This window comes from Gammaproteobacteria bacterium (assembly GCA_016195665.1).
GTDB lineage: Bacteria > Pseudomonadota > Gammaproteobacteria > SURF-13 > SURF-13 > JACPZD01.
In genome coordinates, this window is the sequence record JACPZD010000027.1 from 41,511 (window position 1) to 62,649 (window position 21,139).

The window sequence follows — 21,139 nt, forward strand, 5'->3', positions numbered from 1 at the left end:
CCTCCGCGTCCTCCGTGGTGAAGCTTTTCCACCCTGGTTTAATCCAGGCCGAGCTTCTTTAAGCGATAGCGCAAGGCGCGGAAGGTGATGCCGAGCAGTTTAGCGGCGGCGGTTTTGTTGTAGCGGGTCTGCTCCAGGGCCTTCATGATGGTTTCTTTTTCGATGGTGTCGAGGTAGGGCTCCAGGGTCAGCTTTTCTTTGTCGGGCGGCGGAGTGTAGTCCGGCAGGCGCAGATCATCCACATCTATAGTGTTACCCTCGCACAGGGTCATTGCACGCTCCAGAATATTTTCCAGCTCGCGCACGTTACCCGGGAATGAATACCCGAGTAAAGCATCCAGCGCATCTTGGGTGAGCGTGGGTTTAGGCATGCCAGAGCTGCGCGCCAAACGATCGAGGTTATAGTCAGCGAGCAGGGGAATATCCTGCGGGCGCTCGCGTAGACTGGGCACACGCAGCTCGATCACATTGATGCGGTAGTACAGGTCCTGGCGGAACTCGCCTTTTTTCACCAGACCAGCGAGGTCTTTGTGGGTGGCGCTGAGGATGCGCACATCCACCGGGGTTTCCTTTTCCACGCCGACCGGCCGCACTGCCTTTTCCTGGATGGCGCGCAGCAATTTGACTTGCATATGCAAGGGCAGCTCGGCCACCTCGTCCAGGAACAGCGTGCCGCCGCTGGCGGCCTGAAACAGTCCGATCTTGTCCGCGCTCGCGCCGGTGAAGCTGCCCTTCTTATGACCGAAGAATTCGCTCTCCATCAGTTCGGTGGGGATGGCGCCGCAATTGACCGGCACGAAGGGCCGATCGGCACGCGGCCCCTGTTCATGAATGAGGCGGGCCACCAGCTCCTTGCCGGAGCCGGATTCGCCGCTGATGTACACCGGCGCCTGGCTGCGCGCCAGTTTGACGATGGAGGCGCGGATCAATTGCATGGGCGGGGACTCGCCTAGCAACAGGAAGTTCGAGCGTTGACTGATAGTGGTCCGATTACCGGACAACTTCAAGGCGCTCCCCACCAGGTTGCGCAACACAGGCAGGTCCACCGGCTTGGAGACGAAATCAAACGCCCCGGCCTTCAGGGCCTGGATCGCCGATTCCATATTGCCATGCGCGGTGATCATCGCCACCGGCGTCTCCGGGGCGTTTTTCTGTATGTACTCAACCAGCTCAATGCCGTTGCCGTCCGGCAGCCGCATGTCGGTGAGGCACAAATCAAAACGCTGTTTGGACAATAGACTGCGCGCCTGGGCGAGATTCTCGGCGCTCTGGGTGGCGATGTTCATGCGCTGCAGGGTAAGCTCCAGCAACTCGCGGATATCGGGCTCGTCGTCCACCACCAGGGCCAGGTGTTGCGCCATGTTACGCGACCTGCCTGCGCCGCGGGTCGGCGAAGGTGATGCGGAAACAACTGCCGCCGCCGGGTTGCGCAAAGTAATTAAGGTGCGCCTGGTTGCTCTCGCACAGTTCGCGCGAGAGGTACAGGCCCAGCCCGGTGCCTTCCTGCTGGGTGGTGAAGAACGGTTCGAAGATGTGGTCCAACACTTGCGGGTCCACACCCGGCCCGGAATCAATCACGTCGAGATAGGGCGTCTGCGTGCCGAGGAAAACACTCGGCTGGAGTTTCAGTTTGGGGTGCGCCTGGGGCGGCGAATAACGCAAACCGTTTTGACACAAATTCCACATCACTTGGTGAAGCTGACTGGGGTCCATGCGCACGGTGATCTCCTGCCCATAAGACACTTGCACGATCTCGCCGGCTTCAATGTTGTAACTGCGGCTGAATTCCGCGATGAATTCATCGAGCCAGGGGCCCAACGGGAAATTACTAAGCTGGGAGCGGTCACGGCGGCTCAACGAGAGGATATTTTCAACGATGTTATTCATGCGTTGTGACTGTTCGCGGATGATCTCGATGAACCGCCGATCCTCCCTGTCCAGATGGGGCGATTCCGCCAGCAACTGATTGGCGTGGCTGATCGCCCCTAATGGATTGCGGATCTCATGGGCGATGCTCGCGGTAAGCCTGCCCAGCGAGGCGAGCTTCAGGTGTTGCGCCTGCTGGTTGATGCTCGATGTATCCTCAAGAAAAATCAAGGTGCCGCCGCTCTTTTCGCCGCCCAGGCGGGCGAAGCGGGGCAATACCTCGGGTACATTTTTGGTGGGCTGAAATGCGGCCGGCTCATCCTCCGGCGCGCGGCGCCAGCCGCGCAGCAGGCGGGCGAGCTTGGGGTTGAGATCGTCAATCGTGGACTTGGCCTCGCCGGGCGTTAACCCCAACAGCCCTCTGGCCGACTCGTTGATAAGCTGCACCCGGTCCGCCGCATCCAGCACCAGGATGCCGGTCTGCATGCGCTGGATCACGTAGTCGGAGAGTTGCACCATGGTGGCTAGGTCGGCGCCGCGCTGGGTCGCCAGCGCCTCACTCTCGCGGCTGCGCTTGGCGAGAATCCGGCCCAGCACTGCGGTGGCGAAATAGGCGAGACCGAGCAGGCCGGCCTGCGTGTAACTGCCCTGACTGGGAGAACCCTGCAAGTGCGCGGAGCCCTGCTCGATGAGTGTGGCGAGGCTGGCGGCGGCGGCAAACACGATGGCGGTGCGCCCCCCGCTGAGAATACTGCCGCCGGCGACGGCGACCACCAGCAGCACACCAAGCCCACTATTGACGCCGCCGCTCACGTGCATCATCCATGTAATCAGGGCGATGTCTATCAGCACCTGCCCATAAAGCTGAATGCGAAACGGCGGCCAGCGCAGCGCCCACGCCAGCACCATGACACTGCTGAACAGCAGATAACTTACACTCAACCAAAAAAAGGCCTGCGGATCCGTTTCGCCCAGGGGCGTGGGCGTGCGCTCAATCCACAGCAGGATCAAAATCAGGCAGGCGAGGGTCAGGCGATACAGGACAAAAAGCGCCAGCGGTTTCCAGGTCAGCGCCGGCTTATTGGATACGGCGCTATCGAGATCCTTGTCGAGAAAGTCCAGCATAGTCCCGGAAAACGTCAGTGACTCCCAAATTTGTCACGGTGTTCGACGGAACAATAATAGGCGTCGCCCTGCCTGACTGCCTCGCCCTCCAGCACATGCAGGCCGCAGTGCGCGCAGCGCACCATGTTACCGATGCGCGGAGGGCGCTTGACCCGCGGCGCGTTCCAGGCGCGCAGGTAATTGCGCACCAGAACAAAGGCTATCCAGATCAGCAGCCCCAGCGCAATCAAACGTAGCAGGTTGCTCATACGGCGCTAGCATAGCCATTTTTGCGTAAATCCGCCATTTACTCCACAATAACGGTTTTGCTCCCGATTCACTATTCAAGATGAACCTGCACGAATATCAGGCCAAGCAACTGCTCGCCGCCGCCGCGGTACCCATCACCGAGGGCGCCCCCGCGTCCTCTGTCGAGGAGACGCTCATCGTCGCCCGGCGGTTGGGCGGCGAGAGCTGGATCATCAAGGCGCAGGTGCACGCGGGCGGACGCGGCAAGGCGGGCGGCGTCCGGCGCGTGCATAGCCTGGCCGAGGTGGAGAACGCCGCATCCGCGCTGCTCGGCTCGCGGCTGGTGACCGTGCAAACGCCGCCGCAGGGCCTGCCGGTGCACAGCGTGCTGGTCGAGCGGCCGTGCGCCATCGCGCGCGAGTTGTATCTCGCCCTCACCGTGGAGCGCAGCCGGGAACGGGTGATCATGATCGCCTCGGGCACGGGCGGGATGGATATCGAACAGCTTGCCGCGAAAGATGCGGCGGTCGCTCCCGGCATCCTGCCTCCCGCGACACTGGCACATCCCTATGCGGCGCAGATCCACAGCGCGGAGATACACCCCGTGGCCGGGTTGCAAGCCTATCAATGCCGTGATATCGGCTTCGCACTGGATCTTGGCGATAAACAGATTGCTCAATTTACCAAAATCGCGCTCGCGCTATACCGGCTGTTCCTGGAAAAAGACGCAAGCCTCATCGAGATCAATCCGCTGATCGTGACCGGCGCGGGAGAATTGCTCGCGCTGGACGCCAAGATCACGCTCGACGACAACGCGCTGTATCGCCACCCCGACCTCGGCGTTCTGCGCGATGAGACACAAGAGGATGTGAGAGAGAACAGCGCGCGGCAATTCGGGCTCAACTATATAAGCCTGGACGGCGACATCGCCTGCATGGTGAACGGCGCGGGTCTCGCGATGGCGACCATGGATTTAATCAAGCTGCACGGCGGCGCGCCCGCGAATTTTCTCGATGTCGGCGGCGGCACCACGGCGGACAAGGTGGCCGAGGCGTTCAAACTCATCCTCTCCGACGGTAAGGTAAAGGCGATACTGGTCAACATCTTCGGCGGTATCGTGCGCTGCGACCTGATTGCCGAGGGCATCATCAAGGCGGTCTCGGAGGTGGGCATCACGCTCCCCGTCATCGTGCGTCTGGAGGGCAATAACGCCGAACGGGCGCGCGAGTTGCTGCGCATCAGCAATCTAAAAATCATCGCCGCGAGTGATTTGACCGATGCGGCTATAAAGGCAGTTGCAAGTGTCAAGTAGCACCTGTCTTTACTCGTCCCTGGCCCCCAGCCCCTAACCCCTGTATTTATGAGCATTCTGATAGATAAAAACACCAAGGTCATTTGCCAAGGCTTCACCGGCAAGCAGGGCACGTTTCACTCGGAGCAGGCCATCGCCTACGGCACGCACATGGTGGGCGGCGTGACGCCGGGCAAGGGCGGCGAGCGTCATTTGAACCTGCCGGTGTTCAACACGGTGCGCACGGCGGTGCGGGAGACCGGTGCGGACGCCAGCATGATTTACGTACCCGCGCCGTTTGCCGCCGATGCGATACTGGAGGCGGCCGATGCGGGGATAAAAATCATCGTGTGCATCACCGAGGGCATCCCGGTGCTCGATATGCTCAAGGTAAAGGCCGCGCTCGGCTCGTATGATACGCGGCTCATCGGCCCGAATTGCCCCGGCGTCATCACACCCGGCCAATGCAAGATCGGTATCATGCCGGGGGCGATACACAAGCCCGGACGCATCGGCATCGTGTCGCGCTCCGGCACGCTCACTTACGAGGCGGTACATCAGACCACGCAGAACGGTCTGGGGCAAAGTACCTGTGTAGGCATCGGCGGCGACCCGATTCACGGCATGAATTTTATTGACTGTCTGGAGTTGTTTGAGCACGATCCGCAGACCGAAGGGATTATTCTGGTCGGCGAGATCGGCGGAGACGATGAAGAACGGGCGGCGGACTACATCAAGGCACAGGTGAGCAAACCGGTGCTCGCCTACATTGCCGGCCAGACCGCGCCGCCCGGCAAGCGCATGGGCCATGCCGGCGCGATTATCTCCGGGGGCCGCGGCGGCGCCGCGCATAAATTCGCCGCGCTGGAAGCGGCGGGCGTTACAGTCACGCGCTCGCCCGCGGAGATGGGCAGCGGAATGCTGAAATTGCTGGAGCCTTCGCAACACTCCGCCGCGCGATGAGCATTACCCTAAGGATAGTAGCGGCTCAGCTCAATTTCCGCGTCGGCGACATAGCGGGCAACGTGCAGAAAATCATCGCGGCCGCGGCGCGCGCACGCGATGACTTGCACGCCGATCTGGTGGCATTCCCCGAGCTGACGCTCACCGGATATCCACCGGAGGATCTGCTGCTGCGCCCCGATCTGCAAGCGGCGGTGTTGAGCGGTATCGCCGAATTAAAACGCAGCCTCCGCGGCATTGATGTCCTGGTGGGTTATCCGCACGAAGAGTCCGGCCGCCTCTACAATGCCGCAGCCTTGATCCGTAACGGCGAGATCGTCGTGCGTTATTACAAGCAAGAACTCCCCAACTACGGCGTATTTGACGAAAAGCGTTATTTCACACCGGGCGATAACCCCGGCCTGGTGGACGTCAAAGGTGTACCCGTTGCGATCACCATCTGCGAAGACATCTGGCTGCCGCAACCGATGCAGCAGGCAAGGCAGGCCGGCGCGCGGCTATTGGTCAACATCAATGCCTCGCCGTTCCAGTTGGGCAAGGGCGGCACGCGCGCAGAGCTGCTCAATCAACGCGCCCGCGAGGGCGGCATGCCGATCGTGTATGTCAATCTGGTGGGCGGTCAGGATGAGCTGGTGTTCGACGGTGAATCACTGGCGGTGGATGCTCGCGGCGAACTGGTGTTGCGCGCGCCCGCCTTCACAGAGGGGCTCTATCCGCTCGATATTGCGGTTAACAAAACCATCACCCTCCTGCCCGCCGAGTGCGCCGCGCCCTTGCCGGAGGCGCAAAGCGCCTATCGGGCGCTGGTGCTGGGGGTTCGTGATTACATCGAGAAAAACCGCTTCAGCGGAGTGGTGATCGGCCTTTCCGGAGGGATTGACTCGGCGGTGACCCTGGCCCTCGCGGTGGATGCGATAGGCGCCGAGCGTGTCGAGGCGGTGATGATGCCGTCGCGCTATACCGCGCAGATAAGTATCGAGGATGCCGGAAGTATCGCGCAGGCGCTGGGCGTGCAATACAGTGTCATCTCCATCGAGCCTGCCTTTCAGGCCTTTTTGGAAAGCCTCAAGGAAGAGTTTACCGGCCTGCCCGCCGATGTCACGGAGGAGAACATTCAGGCCCGTTGCCGCGGCGTGATCCTGATGGCGATCGCCAACAAAAAGCGCAGGATCGTGCTCTCCACCGGCAACAAGAGCGAAATGGCGGTCGGTTACGCGACGCTCTACGGCGACATGGCGGGCGGCTTCGCGCCGCTAAAGGATACCCCGAAGATGCTGGTGTACCGCATCGCTGAGTATCGTAACGGCATTCACCCCGTCATTCCGCGCCGGGTCTTCGAGCGCCCGCCCAGCGCCGAACTCGCCCCCAACCAGAAAGACGAAGACGCCTTGCCGCCCTATCCTATACTCGATCCCATCCTGGAGATGTATGTTGAGCAGGACGAGCGCCCGGAGGACATCGTGGCCGCCGGTTTCGACGAGCAGACAGTGCGCCGGGTGATCCAAATGGTCGACCGCAACGAATATAAGCGGCGCCAGGCGGCGCCCGGGGTACGTATCACGCGGCGTGCCTTTGGACGCGATCGGCGCTATCCTATTACCTGGGGTGGACGGCAGTAAGGGATCGGGTATGGAGAATAAGGAATACCCAGCAGAAAAACCGGCACTGAGGATGACAATATGAAAAAACTCGAAGCAATCATCAAACCCTTCAAACTAGACGATGTGCGCGAGGCGCTGTCGGAGATGGGCATCACCGGCATGACCGTAACTGAGGTCAAGGGCTTCGGCCGCCAGAAGGGTCATACCGAACTCTACCGCGGCGCCGAGTATGTGGTGGATTTTCTCCCCAAGGTGAAACTGGAGGTTGTGCTCGCCGCTGAACAGGTGGAACGCGCCATCGAGGCGATCACCAACGCGGCGCGCACCGGCAAGATCGGCGACGGCAAGATCTTCATCACCAACGTCGAGCGCGTAGTGCGCATCCGCACCGGCGAACAGGATCGGGACGCGATCTAGAAGCTCATAAAAAACCATTCACCGCGGAGGACGCAGAGGAATACGATCAAAAGGTGATTTATTTCTCCTCCGCGTCCTCCGCGGTGAATGTTGTTTTTATAGAAAAACCGGCCTACTTCACCACCAGACCCTTTACCTCTGCGATGTCAGGGTGATTGGGCTGATTCAGCTCCAGCACCCGCAGGGCGTCGGCCGATAAATCGTCCATTCCCATGATCTTGTAGGCCTTGGCCATGATGCCCAAAGCATCGGGCACTGCGGGTGTGCGCGGGTAATTTTCCACCACATACTTGGCGCGATTGGCCGCCGCGACGTAGGCCTCCCGTTTCATATAGTATTTGGCCACATTCACCTCATATTGGGCGAGGTTGTTGCGCAGGTAGGCCATGCGCTGCGTCGCGTCTTGCGTATATTTGCTGCTGGGGAAGCGCTTGGCCAGCTCGGCGAAATCCTGAAACGACTGGCGCGCGGCGCCGGGGTCGCGCTGGGTCGGGTCTTGCGGCAGATAGCGCTCCCACAGGCCCTTGGACTGGTTGAAATTCGCAAGGCCCTTGAGGTAATAGGCGTAATCCACAAACGGGTGGCGCGGATGGAGTTTGATAAAACGATCCGCCGCCGCGACCGCCGAGGCGGGTTCGTCGTCCTTATAATAGGCGTAGATGAGCTCAAGCTGGGCCTGCTGGGCATAACGCCCGAAGGGATAACGGGCTTGCAGGCTTTCAAAATACTTGATGGCGATTTCATAATCCCCATCGTTCATCGCCGACTTGGCCTCGGAGTAGAGACGGTTGGCCGTCCAATCCTTGGTGGTGTCTATCTGCTCGGGCAGCAGCGAACACCCCGCCGCCAGCAACAACAGCCCGGCCAGGAATAGTTTGGTGATGCCTGGTGTGATACCTTGTTTCATAGTACGCCCGCTCGATTACTGTCCGTTCGCTCTAGTATACCCCGACTGCCGCTCATGACTAAACCCGAACAACCCCGCGCCACCATCCCCATGGAACTGGCCGGCAAACGTCTGGACCAGGCGTTGGCCGAGCTTTTCCCGGACTATTCGCGCGCGAGGCTGCAGCAGTGGCTGCGCGCCGGCCAGGTGCTGATAGATGGGCATCAGCGGCGGCCGCGGGACAAGGTGCTCGGCGGCGAAGGGGTCGTGATCACCCTAACCCCGCAACAAGAGGTCAGCAACCTCCCGCAGCCGATCGCGCTGGACATCGTCTACGAGGACAGCGCCCTGCTGGTGATCAACAAATCCGCGGGCCTGGTGGTTCACCCGGGGGCCGGCAATCCGCAGGGCACCTTGCTCAATGCCCTGTTGCACCATGCGCCTGAACTTGCCCACGTGCCGCGCGCGGGCATCGTCCATCGTCTGGACAAGGACACCAGCGGTCTGCTGGTCGTGGCGCGTAACCTGGTTGCCCAGAAGGCCCTGGTGGAGCAACTCCAGGCCCACAGCCTGCAACGCGGCTACGAGGCGATTGCAGCGGGCGTGATGACGGCCGGCGGCCGCATTGAGACGCAGCTCGGCCGCGATCCGCGTGCGCGCACGCGCATGAGCGTGGCCAGAGAAGGTCAAGGCAAACTCGCCATCACCCATTACCGCGTCATAGAGCGCTTCCGCGCCCACACCCACATCAAGCTCCAACTGGAGACCGGCCGCACCCACCAGATCCGCGTGCACATGGCCCACATCCGCCACCCGATCATCGGCGATCCCGACTACGGCGGACGTCTGCGCCTGCCGCCCGGGGCGAGCGAGGCGCTCATCGAGGCGTTGCGCCAATTCAAACGCCAGGCCCTGCACGCCGCGAGCCTGGGGCTGATACACCCCGCTACCGGCGAGCTAATGCACTGGTCGGCGCACTTGCCGATGGACATGAGGCAATTGCTTCAAGTCCTGAAGGAAGACAATGATGCCTATCTCTCAGCACCCTGACTTGATCAGCCCCGACTGGCCCGCGCCGCAGCGGGTGCGCGCCTGTAGCACCTCTCGCAGCGGCGGCGTGAGCGGGCCGCCCTTAGCCTCTCTCAATCTGGCCGGGCATGTGGGCGACGCTACGGAAAAGGTCGCGGAAAATCGCGCCCGGCTTAAACAAGCGTTAGACCTGCCTGCCGAACCGGTGTGGCTCAAACAAGTGCATGGAACCCGCGTCGTGGATGCGGCCGGCATCGGTACATCCCTGTACGTCAACGGGACACCCGAGGCCGATGGTTCGTACAGCCGCGAGACCGGCATCGTATGCGCGGTGCTCACCGCCGACTGTCTGCCGCTGCTGCTGTGTGACGAACAAGGCTCGCGCGTCGCCGCCGTGCATGTGGGCTGGCGTGGGCTCGCTGCGGGCGTCATCGAGGAGACCCTGCAACACTTGGGCGACACCCGTCAACTCATGGCCTGGCTGGGTCCTGCCATCGGCCCGTACAGCTTTGAGGTGGGTAGCGAGGTACGCGAGATCTTTGTGGCCCACGATGCAGAGGCGAATCACGCCTTTCGTCCGAGTCCCGCAGGGCGTTGGCTGGCGGACCTTTATCGTCTTACCCGGCAACGTCTCAACGCACAGGGCGTCACGCGGATTTACGGCGGCGGGTGGTGCACCTACAGCGAATCGCAACGTTTTTATTCCTACCGGCGCGACGGCGTGACGGGGCGCATGGCGACGCTGATTTGGTTAGAAACAGATACAAGGTAAAAGGGGAAAGATACAAGCTAAAGTCTTTTCCCTTGTATCTTGCACCTTGTATCTTGAATCCGGCTTTAAGGTATCATGACCCGCTAAATGGAACTCCTTACCTGGATCATTGTTTTCAGCCTGCTGGGCGGCGTGTTGAGCATCATAGCGGCGAGCGCCTTTCTGCTGCTGCCGGAGCGCCTGCTCAGCCGCCTGCTCCCCCCGATGGTGAGCTTTGCGGTAGGCGCACTGCTCGGCGTGGTATTTCTTGATCTCCTGCCCGAAGCCATGACCGCACCGGGCGTGGATGTGCATCAGGTGAGCTTCACCGTGCTCGCCGGGCTGCTGGGTTTTTTCCTGCTGGAAAAAACCGTGCTGTGGCGACACCATCATCACGGTGACGCGCAGGTGTGCGAACACACCTCAAACAAGGCGGCTGGCACGCTGATCCTGCTCGGCGACGGCATCCACAATTTCGTGGACGGCATATTGATCGCCGCCGCGTTCCTCACCGATTTCCATCTGGGCGTACTCACCAGCATTGCAGTAGCCGCGCATGAAATCCCGCAGGAAATGAGCGACTTCGTGGTGTTGCTGCATAGTGGCTTTAGCCGCGCCAGGGCGCTGCTTTACAATGTGCTATCGTCCCTCACCACGGTAGTGGGCGCACTGCTCGCCTATTACAGCCTGTCCTCCCTACAGTACACCATTCCCTATGTGCTGGCCGTGGCGGCGGCGAGCTTTATCTATATCGCCGTGGCGGACTTGATACCCGGCCTGCACGAGCGCACCCAGTTGCGCGCGGCCTTGCAGCAAATCAGCCTGATCGTATTGGGCGTAGTGGTGATTTACGCCGCCGAATGGATGCTGCATTAAACCCTTTAAATAACTCGTTGCGGCCCACATATCAGCGCTGACACGAACGTTATAAGGAAACTCCCATGCGCATGGACAAACTCACCAGCAAATTCCAGATGGCGCTCGCCGAGGCGCAGTCGCTGGCGGTCGGGCGCGACCATCAGTTCATCGAACCCGCGCACCTCATGACCGCACTGCTGGATCAGGAGGGCGGCAGCGTGCGCCATCTATTGACGCAGGCCGACGTCAACGTCAACCGCCTGCGTTCGCAACTGGGCGAGGCCCTGGACCGCCTGCCCAAGGTGGAAGGCGCGGCGGGCGAGGTGCATGTCTCCAATGATCTCGCGCGCCTGCTCAACGTCACCGACAAACTCGCCCAGCAGCGAAAGGATCAGTATATCTCCAGCGAGTTGTTCGTACTCGCCGCGCTGGAAGACAAGGGCGCGATGGGCGAATTGCTGCGCAAGAGCGGGGCGGCCAAGGGCACGCTGGAAAAGGCAATCGAACAGATGCGCGGCGGCAAAAAGATAGACGATCCCAACGCCGAGGAGCAGCGCCAGGCGCTGGAGAAATACACCATTGATCTCACCGAGCGCGCCGAGCAGGGCAAGCTCGATCCGGTGATCGGGCGCGACGACGAGATCCGCCGCACCATCCAGGTATTGCAGCGCCGCACCAAGAACAATCCCGTATTGATCGGCGAGCCGGGCGTGGGCAAGACCGCCATCGTCGAGGGCCTGGCGCAGCGCATCGTCAACGGCGAGGTGCCGGAAGGATTGAAGAACAGGCGCCTGCTCTCGCTCGACATGGGCTCGCTCATCGCCGGCGCCAAGTTCCGTGGTGAATTCGAGGAACGCCTCAAGGCGGTGTTGAATGACCTCGCCAAGCAGGAAGGGCGCATCATCTTGTTCATAGACGAACTGCACACCATGGTTGGCGCGGGCAAGGCCGAGGGCGCCATGGACGCGGGCAATATGTTGAAACCGGCGCTGGCGCGCGGCGAATTGCACTGCGTCGGCGCGACCACACTGGACGAATATCGCAAGTACATCGAAAAGGACGCCGCCCTGGAGCGGCGCTTTCAAAAGGTGCTGGTGGACGAGCCGAGCGTGGAAGACACCATCGCCATCCTGCGTGGCTTGAAAGAGAAATATGAAGTGCACCACGGCGTGGACATCACCGACCCGGCCATCGTCGCCGCGGCGACGCTTTCACACCGCTACATCAGCGACCGCCAGTTGCCGGATAAGGCCATAGACCTGGTGGACGAGGCCGCCTCGCGCATCCGTATGGAGATAGACTCCAAGCCGGAGGAGATGGACAAACTGGACCGGCGCTTGATACAGCTCAAGATCGAACGCGAGGCGCTGAAAAAAGAGACCGACGAGGCCTCAAAAAAGCGCCTCGAAATCTTGCAGAGCGAAATCACCAAGCTGGAGCGCGACTATTCCGAATTAGAGGAAATCTGGAAGTCCGAAAAGGCCGCGCTGGCCGGCACGCAACATATCAAAGAGGCCCTGGATCGCGCACGCATCGAGATGGAGACCGCGCGCCGCGCAGGCGACCTCGCGCGCATGTCGGAACTCCAATACGGGCGCGTACCGGAACTGCAAAAACAGCTCGACATGGCGGCCCAGGCCGAGATGCAGGAGACGAAACTGTTGCGCAATGCGGTGACCGCCGAGGAGATCGCCGAGGTCGTTTCGAAATGGACCGGCATTCCGGTTTCCAAGATGCTGGAAGGCGAGCGCGAGAAGCTGCTGCGCATGGAAGACGCCTTGCACACGCGCGTCGTCGGGCAAGACGAGGCGGTCAAGGCGGTATCCGACGCCATCCGCCGCTCGCGCGCGGGCCTGTCCGACCCCAATCGCCCCAATGGTTCGTTTTTATTCCTGGGCCCCACCGGTGTCGGCAAGACCGAACTGTGCAAGGCGCTGGCCGCGTTCCTGTTCGACACCGACGAGGCCATGGTACGCATAGACATGTCGGAGTTTATGGAGAAACACTCAGTCGCGCGGATGATCGGCGCCCCGCCCGGCTACGTCGGCTATGAAGAGGGCGGTTATCTCACCGAGGCGGTGCGGCGCAAGCCCTACTCCGTGATTCTGCTCGACGAGATCGAGAAGGCGCATCACGACGTGTTCAACGTGTTATTGCAAGTGCTGGACGACGGACGTCTGACCGACGGCCAAGGGCGCACCGTGGATTTTCGCAACACGGTGATTGTTATGACCTCCAATCTCGGCTCGCAGTTCATCCAGGAAACGGCGGGCGAGGAAAATTACGAGGCCATGAAGCGCGGCGTGATGGACATCGTCAGCCAGCACTTCCGCCCGGAGTTCATCAACCGCATTGACGAGGTGGTGGTGTTTCACCCGCTCGCCCGCGAGCAGATCCACGCCATCGCCAACATCCAGATTGACACTCTGCGCAAGCGCCTGCGCGAGCGCGAGATGGGTTTGCAGCTCAGCGAGGCGGCCTTCGATCAATTGGGCGCGGCGGGCTTCGATCCGGTGTACGGCGCGCGTCCTTTGAAGCGCGCCATCCAGCAGACCATCGAGAATCCGCTCGCGCAGCATATCCTGTCCGGCCATTTTGTCCCCGGCGATACCATACGGGTGGATGCGCGGGACGGACAAATGTTGTTTCAAAAAGCCGCTGCGTGAGCGCCCAAGACCCTAGCTCGACATGAGCGCCAAATCCAATCCCGCCACAGCCGGCCTCGCCAATCATCCGGAAGATGGTGCGGCTCACCGCCGTCGCCACAGCTCTAAGTTACTCATAAGTCAGTAATTAAGACTACACTTCATGCTACGTCTCCGCCCCCTATTGAGGGGGCGGGACAGGGTGGGGTAGAGTAAACAGGGTTTTTACTCAGGAGTGTAACGCATAAGAAACAACCCTTCGTGAACCTAAAAACCGGGCGAAAGCCCGGTTTTTTTGGGCCCGAATCATCCCTTCCGCCGCCGGATGGCCATGTAAAAAATTCCGACAAACTCCCCAAAAACCATGCCTCCGCCGGTAATGACGCCGGGTAGAAGTTGGCTAAGGAAATGGAGATGCCCGGCGAATTCTTCATATCGGGAAACAGGGTCCTGCATGCCGTCAGATTAAGACATCAAGGAAACAGCTATTTGACGTCATAGCGTTAAAGCGCTACCATTCACTCTATGAATACAGAAACCAAACGTGCAACCGTTTATTTCGATCCCGATCTCCACCGCGCCTTGCGGCTGAAGGCAGCCGAAACGGACCGATCCTTGTCCAATTTGGTGAACGAGGCCGTGCAATTAAGCCTTGCAGAAGATGCGGAGGACTTGGCCGCAGTCAAGAAGCGGAGGCGGGAGCCCAATCTTGTTTTCGAGGATGTGGTAACGGACCTGAAACGACGTGGGAAGATATAGGGTCCTGATCAAGCCCTCCGCGGTAAAGGAGATAGAGTCCATACCGCAAAAGAAGGATCGGATGCGGATTGTTAACCGCATTCAACAACTGGCAGACAACCCGCGTCCGCCGGGTTTCAAGAAACTCTCAGGTCACGAATATTACCGGATTCGGCAGGGTACCTACCGCATCGTTTATGCCGTCCATGATAACGAGCTTGTCGTCTATGTTGTTAAGGTGGGCCACCGTAAAGATGTATATCGGGCGAAAATAATCTAGGGAAAGTAATGCCGCTCGCCAAAACCATGCAATTGTCTATCCTGTGAGCATCAACCTTAAGGCCCCATCCGTCTTGCACCCGATCGCTGGTATCCGGCTAGGCGCCACCTCGGCGGGGATCAAAAAGCCCGGCCGCCGCGACCTGGTTATCATCGAAATCTGCGAGGGTGCAAGCGTCGCCGCGGTGTTCACGCAAAATGCCTTTTGCGCCGCACCCGTTACTGTCGCGCGCGCGCACCTTTCTTCGGCGCCGCCGCGCCTGCTGCTTATCAACACGGGTAACGCCAATGCGGGCACCGGCGCGCAGGGACTCGGCGCTACCCATAACTGTTGTGAGGCGCTGGCGCGGCTGGCGGATTGTTCTGAACAAGAGGTGCTGCCGTTTTCCACCGGTGTGATTGGTGAACCCTTGCCGGTCGCCAGGATTGTGGAGGGGCTGCCTGCGGCCTATGCAAACTTGAGCGTCACCGGCTGGCACGACGCCGCGCACGGTATTATGACCACCGATACCGTCGCCAAGGGGGTGTCGCGCCAGATTGAGATGATGGGGGCGCTGGTCACTGTCACCGGTATCGCCAAGGGCTCCGGCATGATCCGGCCGGACATGGCGACCATGCTGGCCTACATCGCCACCGATGCGGCGATTTCTCATGACGTCTTGCAACAGTGCCTGAACGAGTCCGTTAAGGTGTCGTTTAACCGCATCAGCGTGGACGGCGACACCTCCACCAATGACGCCTGTGTGTTGATCGCCACCGGCCAGAGTTCGCTCGCCCTCATTGACAGTACCGCCCATCCCGCCTACGGCGACATGCTTCGAGTGATTACTGAGGTTTGTGTGGAACTCGCTCAAGCCATTGTGCGCGACGGTGAAGGCGCGACAAAATTTATTACATTGGAGATCAGCGGCGGCGCGAGCGAGGCGGAGTGCGACGCCGTCGCCTACAGCATCGCCCACTCGCCGCTGGTCAAGACCGCGTTTTTCGCGAGCGACCCCAATTGGGGCCGCATCCTCGCCGCCATCGGCCGTTCGGGGGTCGCCGGTCTCGACATCGAAGGCATCACCATTCACCTTGATGACGTGTGCATCGTGCGCAATGGGGCGCGCGCACCGGACTACACCGAGCAGCAAGGCCAGCAAGTCATGCGCCGCGAAGACATCACCGTAAAGGTGGATCTCGGCCGCGGAACGCACGGCGCCACCGTGTGGACCTGCGATTTCTCCTATGATTACGTGCGCATCAATGCCGAGTACCGAACGTAAATATCCGCATGGATGAACATCTGAATCACCAACATGTCGTAGCAGCGGCGATTTTTAACAAACAGGGCGAGGTGTTGCTGGCCTTGCGGCCCGCGCATTTACATCAAGGCGGTTTGTGGGAATTTCCGGGCGGGAAGATCGAGGCGGATGAAGACGTGCGCACGGCGCTTGCCCGCGAACTGCACGAGGAACTGGGGATCACGGTCACTCGCGCCCGGCCGTTGATCCGCATTCCGCATCGTTATCCAGATAAGGCTGTGCTCTTAGATGTGTGGCGGGTGGATGATTTTGCGGGCGAAGCTCACGGCCGGGAGGATCAACGCCTGGAATGGGTGGCGGTGAACCGGCTGCGTGACAAGAGTTATCCTGCGGCCAATCTTCCCGTCATCACGGCGCTGGAATTACCCTCGCTCTATCTCATCAGCGAAGAACCCGCGACGTACCGGGATGTACTAGTGTCGCGGGAGGCAGGATGCCGGGAGCGGCCGGACCCGGCCGCCTTTCTCGCCACCCTCGAAGCCTGGTTGAAAAACGGCGCGAGACTGATTCAGTTGCGCGCCAAGACCCTGGACGAAGACGCTTACGCCGCGCTGGCCGTTAACGCGCTGACCTTGTGCAAGCACTATAACGCAGAACTGCTTTTGAATGCCCCGGTGCAAATCGTCATGGAGCTGGGCGCCCCCGGCATTCATATGAGCAGTGCGCAACTGCTGGGTTTTGAAACCCGGCCGGTGGGAAAAGAAAAGCGGGTCGCCGCCTCCTGCCATACCGCGGCGGAACTTGCCCATGCACTCGCCATCGGCGTGGACTTTGTAGTGGTTTCTCCGGTGCTGCCCACAACAAGTCACCCGGGGGCCGCGACACTGGGCTGGACAGGCCTACGGGCGCTGACCGAGCAGGCCACCGTGCCGGTGTACGCCTTGGGGGGGATGCAGCCGGAACACCTCGATCCGGCCTGGCAATACGGGGCGCAGGGGATTGCCGTGCGCGGCGTCTGGCCGAGCGTCAAACCGGCCGAATTCATGGCTCATTTTCAGAGTCGTTACTCATAAATCAATAAGTAAGACTGCACTTCCCGCTACGTCCCCGCCCCCTGTGCAGGGGGCGGGACAGGGCGGGGGTAGGTAAAACAGGGTGTTTACTCAGGAGTCATAAAGTAAGATGACATGTTTTACTTTATGACTCCTGAGTACCGGGCAGATCTTCGGTGTCTTGTTCGCCCGCCGTTCCTTTGCCGGCCCGCTCTGGAATCCGGTAGCCTTCCCCGGCCCACGTGCCGAGGTCTATCTGTTTGCAACGCTCACTGCAGAAAGGTTTCCAGCGCTGTTCCTTGGTCCATTCGACTGTTTTACCACAGGTGGGGCATTTGACGACGCTCATGCTCATATCACGCAACAGGTCATCTCAAATTCCACATCTTCGGCGGTTTGCAGGGCGCGGCCGTTGGCCACCGGTTCCATAAAGCGCACCGTGAAGCGGTGTTTGCCGCCGCTGATCTCGGCGTAATAGGGCGAGTCCCGAGGGATCTGGATGCGTACCAACTGGCAGGGTGTTTCCGGGTCGAGCGACTTTTGATAAAAACCGCCGATGGCGAGTTCGCGGGTAGGCATGGCGCACTCGCGCACCAGGCGCAGAATCAGCCCCACCGCGTATCGCACGCTGTCCAGCGAAGTGAGCCAGCGCTCCAGATCGCCGAGGCGCTCGTAAGCGGGGCGCTGCAGCCAGTAGTGGTAGGCGGGAAGATCAAAGTCGCAGGTGCCGCCCGGTGTGGCGCTGCGCTGTTTGATGCTGGTGATGAATTCGTTCTGGCGCACCAGTTGGCCGGGTTGACCGCTGAGGGTGTGCAGCCGGTCAACCAGCACATCAATCTCGTCCAATATCTGGACGAGACGCGGCTGGTCCACGCCGGGGGCATGCTCCAGCCGCGTGAGGGTGGCGGCGTGGCGTTCCAGTTCCTTTAGAATCTCGGTGCGCAGATCGCTGCGCCCGCACACATTGAGGATGTCGAGCAGGGTTTCCATCGTCGCCCGGCTGTCCCATTCGGTGTCGCCCTGCAACGTGTGCTGGATCTGGTGAAACAGAAACTCCAGCCTCAGAAAGGTGCGTACCCTTTCATTAAGCGGTTGTTCGTATGTAATCGTTTCTACCACTAGCGTTACCAGCGAAGGGGCGGGGCAAAACGCGCCATAAACGAACTATTGTCCATTACTTGGCGCGCGCTGGCAAACTCTCACGGCCTAGATCCCTATAGAGCCTGTCCAATTCGCTCACCCGCCGCTCCAGTTCGGCGAGACCTTTATCATTGACGATCACGTCATCGGCGCGCGCCAGCCGCTCACACCAGCCGATCTGGGCCCGCAACATGGCGGCGGCCTCGGCGGCGCTTAGCCCGTCGCGCGCCATGACGCGCCGATATTGCAGGCTGTGAGGTGTATCCACCACAAGAATGCGATCTACTTCGGTCTCTTGCCCCGTCTCCAGCAACAGCGGAACGCACAGCACACAGTAAGGACCTGCCAATTTGTCCACACGCTCGCGCATCGCCGCGCGGATGGGAGGATGTAAAATGGCCTCCAGGGCCTTGCGGCGGGCGGGATCGCTGAAGATGATACGCCGCAGGCGCGGCCTGTCCAAGGCGCCTTGAGCGGTGATGATATCCGCGCCGAAGGCCTCGACGATGCGGGCCAGGGCGGGTGCGCCGGGGACCACCAGCTCACGCGCAATGACATCGGCGTCCAGCACCGGCGTCCCGAGCTTGGCGAACAGCCCTGCCACGGTGGATTTGCCGCTGCCTATGCCGCCGGTCAGGCCGACTTTGTATATCATCCTAATAAAGCTCTTGCACCGCAGAGGACGCAGAGAATAGGGAGGAAAAACAAGTCCTCAGCTCGTTCTGCCGCGTCACCCTCTGGGCGAGCGGGCTTGTGAAGTTAACCACCTGAACCTCTTTGCGTTCTCCGCGCTCTCTGCGGTGTAACACCGTTTAGGATCATAGATGTGGGCTAGGCCAGCCCGGCAAACTGCAAGTAAGCCTGGGTCAAATCCTTCCCCCATAGCAAACTAATCCACCCCGCCAGGGCCAGATACGGGCCGAAGGGGATGGGCACATTCTTATCCCTGCCCCGCAACAATATCAGGGCTATCCCCACCAACGCCCCCAACAGGGATGACAGTAATATGATGACCGGTAGGGCCTGCCAGCCCAGCCAGGCCCCCAGCATGGCGAGCAGCTTGAAGTCGCCGTGCCCCATGCCCTGCTTGCCGGTGACCAGCTTGAACATGATATAGACCGACCACAGGCTGAGGTAACCCGCCAAGGCGCCGATGATAGCGGTCTCGCTGTCCACGAACACATTAAACAGGCTTAAGCCAAGACCGGCCCATAAAAAAGGCAACGTGATGCTATCCGGCAACAGTTGATGATCGAAGTCTATGAAGCTCAGGGCGATCAACGCCCAGGTCAGCGGCAGCGCAGCGAGTCCCACCCCGCCGGCGCCGAAATACCATGCGACTACCGCCGACAAAAGCGCCGTCGAGACCTCGACGATGGGATAGCGCAGCGCTATGCGCGCCCCACAGCCCGCACATTTACCACCCAACAGCAGGTAACTCAACAGGGGAATATTCTCTGCGGCCTTGACGCCCCTTCCGCACTGCGGACAGTGCGAGGGGGGGTGCAATAGATCGAAGCGCGCCGGTGCGACGGTCTGTGGTGCGCCACTCAACTCCGCACAATGCGCGCGCCATTCGCGCTCCATCATCTGCGGCAACCGGTGGATCACGACATTCAAAAAACTGCCGACAATAAGGCCTAGTAACCCCGCAGACAAGATAAATAGCCAGGGAAGCGTCTGGAAGATGTCCATCATCGGCATACAGAGAAAAGAGGCAGGAGAAAAGAGAAAAGTACCGGCATACTTCCGGGGATAAATCTTTTCTCTTGTCTCTTTTCTCTTGTACCTGCCTTTATACCACTGCCCCCAACTTGAATATAGGCAGATACATCGCCACTACCAAACCGCCGACCAGCACGCCCAGTATCACCATGATGAGCGGCTCGAGCAGGCTGCTCAAGGAGTCCACCTGGTTGTCCACCTCTTCCTCGTAGAAATCGGCGACCTTGGTGAGCATCGTGTCCAGCGCGCCGGATTCTTCTCCGATTGCGGCCATCTGCACCACCATGTTCGGGAACAGATTGGATTGACGCATGGCCTGGTTCAACTGCTGGCCGGTGGATACCTCGTCGCGCATCTTGAGGATGCCGTCCGCGTAGACGATGTTGCCCGATGCCCCGGCGACCGATTGCATGGCCTCCACCAGCGGCACGCCGGCGGCGAACATGGTGGCGAGGGTGCGCGCGTAGCGGGCGATAGTGGCCTTGGTGACGATGCCGCCGATGATCGGCGTTTTCAGCAGCATGCGATCGAGCAGCCGGCTGAATTTGCGCGAGCGGCGCTTGGCCTGGACGAGTCCCATGACGGCCAGTATGATGCCGCCGAAGATCGCCCACCACCACTGCTGGAAGGCCGCCGAGAGGTCAATGACGAAGCGGGTCAGGGCCGGCAGGTCGGCGCCGAATCCCTTGAACAAGGACTCGAACTGCGGGATGACAAAAATGAGCAGGATGGCGGTGATGATGAAGGCCACCACCAGCACGGCGGTGGGATACCACAGGGCCTTTTTGATCTTGCCTTTCAGGTTCTCGATCTTTTCCTTGTAGATGGCGATCTTGTGCAGCAGGGTTTCCAAAATACCGGCGTGTTCGCCGGCGCGCACCAGATTGCAGAACAATTCGTCGAAGTAATAGGGGTGTTTTTCCAGCGCCTCGGTCAGTGAGGTGCCGCTCTCCAGATCGCCCTTGATGGCGAGCATCAACTCCTGCATGCTGGGATTGTTATTCCCGCGGCCGATGATCTCGAAGGATTGCACCAGCGGCACGCCCGCCGAGATCATGGTGGCAAGCTGGCGGCTCATGACGGCGATGTCTTTGGGGGTGATCTTCTTCTTGCGGCGCCCGAAGTTAGAGCGCTTTTTGATCTTGATGGGGTTGATGCCCTGCCGGCGCAGATCCGCCTTGACCAGCGCGACGGTCGTGGCGCGCGTCTCGCCCTTGATACGGTTGCCCAGTCTGTTGGAACCTTCCCAAATGAAGGTATCTTGTTTAATCGCCTTTGCAGCCATAATGTTCAAGACCTCT

At 60.5% G+C, this 21,139-nt stretch carries 21 protein-coding genes; 12 read left to right on the top strand and 9 right to left on the bottom strand.

Going from position 1 to position 21,139, the window contains the following annotated elements; all coding sequences use genetic code 11:
* Positions 1–38: 38 nt before the first annotated feature.
* Genes HY028_07690 through HY028_07700 form a run of 3 tightly spaced genes read right to left on the bottom strand, consistent with a single transcriptional unit; the run spans position 39 to position 3,239 of the window.
* Complete coding sequence (locus tag HY028_07690; protein ID MBI3344716.1) at positions 39–1,361, bottom strand: sigma-54-dependent Fis family transcriptional regulator; 1,323 nt, start codon at positions 1,359–1,361, stop codon at positions 39–41.
* 1 nt (position 1,362) lies between these two features.
* On the bottom strand, positions 1,363–2,991 hold the full coding sequence (locus HY028_07695) for an ATPase (GenBank protein MBI3344717.1): 1,629 nt from the start codon (positions 2,989–2,991) through the stop codon (positions 1,363–1,365).
* A 14-nt stretch (positions 2,992–3,005) separates the two neighbouring features.
* Positions 3,006–3,239, bottom strand: coding sequence for a hypothetical protein (locus HY028_07700; GenBank protein ID MBI3344718.1), 234 nt, complete (start codon positions 3,237–3,239; stop codon positions 3,006–3,008).
* 80 nt (positions 3,240–3,319) lie between these two features.
* Between HY028_07700 and sucC the strand changes: the two genes are divergently transcribed.
* From sucC to HY028_07720, 4 genes are read left to right on the top strand one after another with little or no spacing between them, the layout of a single operon-like run.
* Positions 3,320–4,531 (top strand): ADP-forming succinate--CoA ligase subunit beta, encoded by a 1,212-nt coding sequence (sucC, locus tag HY028_07705; GenBank protein ID MBI3344719.1) that lies wholly within the window; start codon positions 3,320–3,322, stop codon positions 4,529–4,531.
* Between the two features lie 48 nt (positions 4,532–4,579).
* Positions 4,580–5,473 (top strand): succinate--CoA ligase subunit alpha, encoded by an 894-nt coding sequence (gene sucD, locus HY028_07710; GenBank protein ID MBI3344720.1) that lies wholly within the window; start codon positions 4,580–4,582, stop codon positions 5,471–5,473.
* Complete coding sequence (locus HY028_07715) at positions 5,470–7,092, top strand: NAD+ synthase (protein ID MBI3344721.1); 1,623 nt, start codon at positions 5,470–5,472, stop codon at positions 7,090–7,092. The genes sucD and HY028_07715 overlap by 4 nt, the downstream gene beginning before the upstream one ends.
* A gap of 60 nt (positions 7,093–7,152) precedes the next feature.
* Complete coding sequence (locus tag HY028_07720) at positions 7,153–7,491, top strand: P-II family nitrogen regulator (protein MBI3344722.1); 339 nt, start codon at positions 7,153–7,155, stop codon at positions 7,489–7,491.
* Between the two features lie 112 nt (positions 7,492–7,603).
* Here HY028_07720 and HY028_07725 read toward each other — a convergent pair whose 3' ends face one another.
* Complete coding sequence (locus HY028_07725) at positions 7,604–8,398, bottom strand: outer membrane protein assembly factor BamD (GenBank protein ID MBI3344723.1); 795 nt, start codon at positions 8,396–8,398, stop codon at positions 7,604–7,606.
* Between the two features lie 54 nt (positions 8,399–8,452).
* Here HY028_07725 and rluD point away from each other — a divergent pair, with 54 nt between their 5' ends.
* The 8 genes from rluD (at position 8,453) to HY028_07765 (ending at position 16,994) form a co-directional block, all read left to right on the top strand.
* A complete protein-coding gene (rluD, locus tag HY028_07730; GenBank protein ID MBI3344724.1) occupies positions 8,453–9,427 on the top strand; it encodes a 23S rRNA pseudouridine(1911/1915/1917) synthase RluD in 975 nt (324 codons plus the stop codon).
* Entirely contained in the window at positions 9,405–10,178 is a 774-nt protein-coding gene (pgeF, locus tag HY028_07735) for a peptidoglycan editing factor PgeF (GenBank protein ID MBI3344725.1), read from the top strand. Before rluD ends, pgeF begins: the two co-directional genes overlap by 23 nt.
* An 87-nt stretch (positions 10,179–10,265) precedes the next feature.
* The gene (locus HY028_07740; GenBank protein ID MBI3344726.1) at positions 10,266–11,033 is read left to right on the top strand and encodes a ZIP family metal transporter; all 768 of its coding nucleotides are present in this window, start codon (positions 10,266–10,268) and stop codon (positions 11,031–11,033) included.
* A gap of 65 nt (positions 11,034–11,098) precedes the next feature.
* A complete protein-coding gene (gene clpB / locus HY028_07745; GenBank protein MBI3344727.1) occupies positions 11,099–13,681 on the top strand; it encodes an ATP-dependent chaperone ClpB in 2,583 nt (860 codons plus the stop codon).
* A gap of 504 nt (positions 13,682–14,185) precedes the next feature.
* Complete coding sequence (locus tag HY028_07750) at positions 14,186–14,419, top strand: CopG family transcriptional regulator (GenBank protein ID MBI3344728.1); 234 nt, start codon at positions 14,186–14,188, stop codon at positions 14,417–14,419.
* On the top strand, positions 14,406–14,678 hold the full coding sequence (locus HY028_07755) for a type II toxin-antitoxin system RelE/ParE family toxin (GenBank protein MBI3344729.1): 273 nt from the start codon (positions 14,406–14,408) through the stop codon (positions 14,676–14,678). Before HY028_07750 ends, HY028_07755 begins: the two co-directional genes overlap by 14 nt.
* A gap of 43 nt (positions 14,679–14,721) precedes the next feature.
* Positions 14,722–15,942, top strand: coding sequence for a bifunctional glutamate N-acetyltransferase/amino-acid acetyltransferase ArgJ (gene argJ, locus HY028_07760; GenBank protein ID MBI3344730.1), 1,221 nt, complete (start codon positions 14,722–14,724; stop codon positions 15,940–15,942).
* A gap of 8 nt (positions 15,943–15,950) precedes the next feature.
* On the top strand, positions 15,951–16,994 hold the full coding sequence (locus tag HY028_07765) for a Nudix family hydrolase (GenBank protein ID MBI3344731.1): 1,044 nt from the start codon (positions 15,951–15,953) through the stop codon (positions 16,992–16,994).
* Positions 16,995–17,118: 124 nt separating this feature from the next.
* Here the strand turns inward: HY028_07765 and HY028_07770 are convergent, their stop codons facing one another.
* The 5 genes from HY028_07770 to HY028_07790 all read right to left on the bottom strand — a co-directional run bounded on the left by HY028_07770 (position 17,119) and on the right by HY028_07790 (position 21,123).
* Complete coding sequence (locus HY028_07770) at positions 17,119–17,328, bottom strand: DNA gyrase inhibitor YacG (protein MBI3344732.1); 210 nt, start codon at positions 17,326–17,328, stop codon at positions 17,119–17,121.
* A complete protein-coding gene (zapD, locus tag HY028_07775) occupies positions 17,325–18,092 on the bottom strand; it encodes a cell division protein ZapD (GenBank protein MBI3344733.1) in 768 nt (255 codons plus the stop codon). The genes HY028_07770 and zapD overlap by 4 nt, the downstream gene beginning before the upstream one ends.
* 55 nt (positions 18,093–18,147) lie before the next feature.
* Positions 18,148–18,768 carry a dephospho-CoA kinase gene (locus HY028_07780; GenBank protein ID MBI3344734.1) on the bottom strand — a complete coding sequence of 207 codons (621 nt, stop codon included), beginning with the start codon at positions 18,766–18,768 and terminating at the stop codon, positions 18,148–18,150.
* Between the two features lie 176 nt (positions 18,769–18,944).
* On the bottom strand, positions 18,945–19,817 hold the full coding sequence (locus HY028_07785) for a prepilin peptidase (protein MBI3344735.1): 873 nt from the start codon (positions 19,815–19,817) through the stop codon (positions 18,945–18,947).
* A 91-nt stretch (positions 19,818–19,908) separates the two neighbouring features.
* Complete coding sequence (locus tag HY028_07790; protein MBI3344736.1) at positions 19,909–21,123, bottom strand: type II secretion system F family protein; 1,215 nt, start codon at positions 21,121–21,123, stop codon at positions 19,909–19,911.
* Between the last annotated feature and the right edge of the window lie 16 nt (positions 21,124–21,139).

Bases quoted from the DNA above. Each gene is read 5' to 3' on its own strand.
- HY028_07790 (MBI3344736.1), bottom strand. From the start codon at position 21,123: ATGGCTGCAAAGGCGATTAAACAAGATACCTTCATTTGGGAAGGTTCC.
- HY028_07690 (MBI3344716.1), bottom strand. From the start codon at position 1,361: ATGGCGCAACACCTGGCCCTGGTGGTGGACGACGAGCCCGATATCCGC.
- HY028_07740 (MBI3344726.1), top strand. From the start codon at position 10,266: ATGGAACTCCTTACCTGGATCATTGTTTTCAGCCTGCTGGGCGGCGTG.
- rluD (MBI3344724.1), top strand. From the start codon at position 8,453: ATGACTAAACCCGAACAACCCCGCGCCACCATCCCCATGGAACTGGCC.
- HY028_07780 (MBI3344734.1), bottom strand. From the start codon at position 18,768: ATGATATACAAAGTCGGCCTGACCGGCGGCATAGGCAGCGGCAAATCC.
- HY028_07700 (MBI3344718.1), bottom strand. From the start codon at position 3,239: ATGAGCAACCTGCTACGTTTGATTGCGCTGGGGCTGCTGATCTGGATA.
- HY028_07750 (MBI3344728.1), top strand. From the start codon at position 14,186: ATGAATACAGAAACCAAACGTGCAACCGTTTATTTCGATCCCGATCTC.
- HY028_07785 (MBI3344735.1), bottom strand. From the start codon at position 19,817: ATGCCGATGATGGACATCTTCCAGACGCTTCCCTGGCTATTTATCTTG.
- HY028_07725 (MBI3344723.1), bottom strand. From the start codon at position 8,398: ATGAAACAAGGTATCACACCAGGCATCACCAAACTATTCCTGGCCGGG.
- pgeF (MBI3344725.1), top strand. From the start codon at position 9,405: ATGCCTATCTCTCAGCACCCTGACTTGATCAGCCCCGACTGGCCCGCG.
- HY028_07695 (MBI3344717.1), bottom strand. From the start codon at position 2,991: ATGCTGGACTTTCTCGACAAGGATCTCGATAGCGCCGTATCCAATAAG.
- HY028_07715 (MBI3344721.1), top strand. From the start codon at position 5,470: ATGAGCATTACCCTAAGGATAGTAGCGGCTCAGCTCAATTTCCGCGTC.
- HY028_07765 (MBI3344731.1), top strand. From the start codon at position 15,951: ATGGATGAACATCTGAATCACCAACATGTCGTAGCAGCGGCGATTTTT.
- sucC (MBI3344719.1), top strand. From the start codon at position 3,320: ATGAACCTGCACGAATATCAGGCCAAGCAACTGCTCGCCGCCGCCGCG.
- clpB (MBI3344727.1), top strand. From the start codon at position 11,099: ATGCGCATGGACAAACTCACCAGCAAATTCCAGATGGCGCTCGCCGAG.
- sucD (MBI3344720.1), top strand. From the start codon at position 4,580: ATGAGCATTCTGATAGATAAAAACACCAAGGTCATTTGCCAAGGCTTC.
- HY028_07770 (MBI3344732.1), bottom strand. From the start codon at position 17,328: ATGAGCATGAGCGTCGTCAAATGCCCCACCTGTGGTAAAACAGTCGAA.
- HY028_07720 (MBI3344722.1), top strand. From the start codon at position 7,153: ATGAAAAAACTCGAAGCAATCATCAAACCCTTCAAACTAGACGATGTG.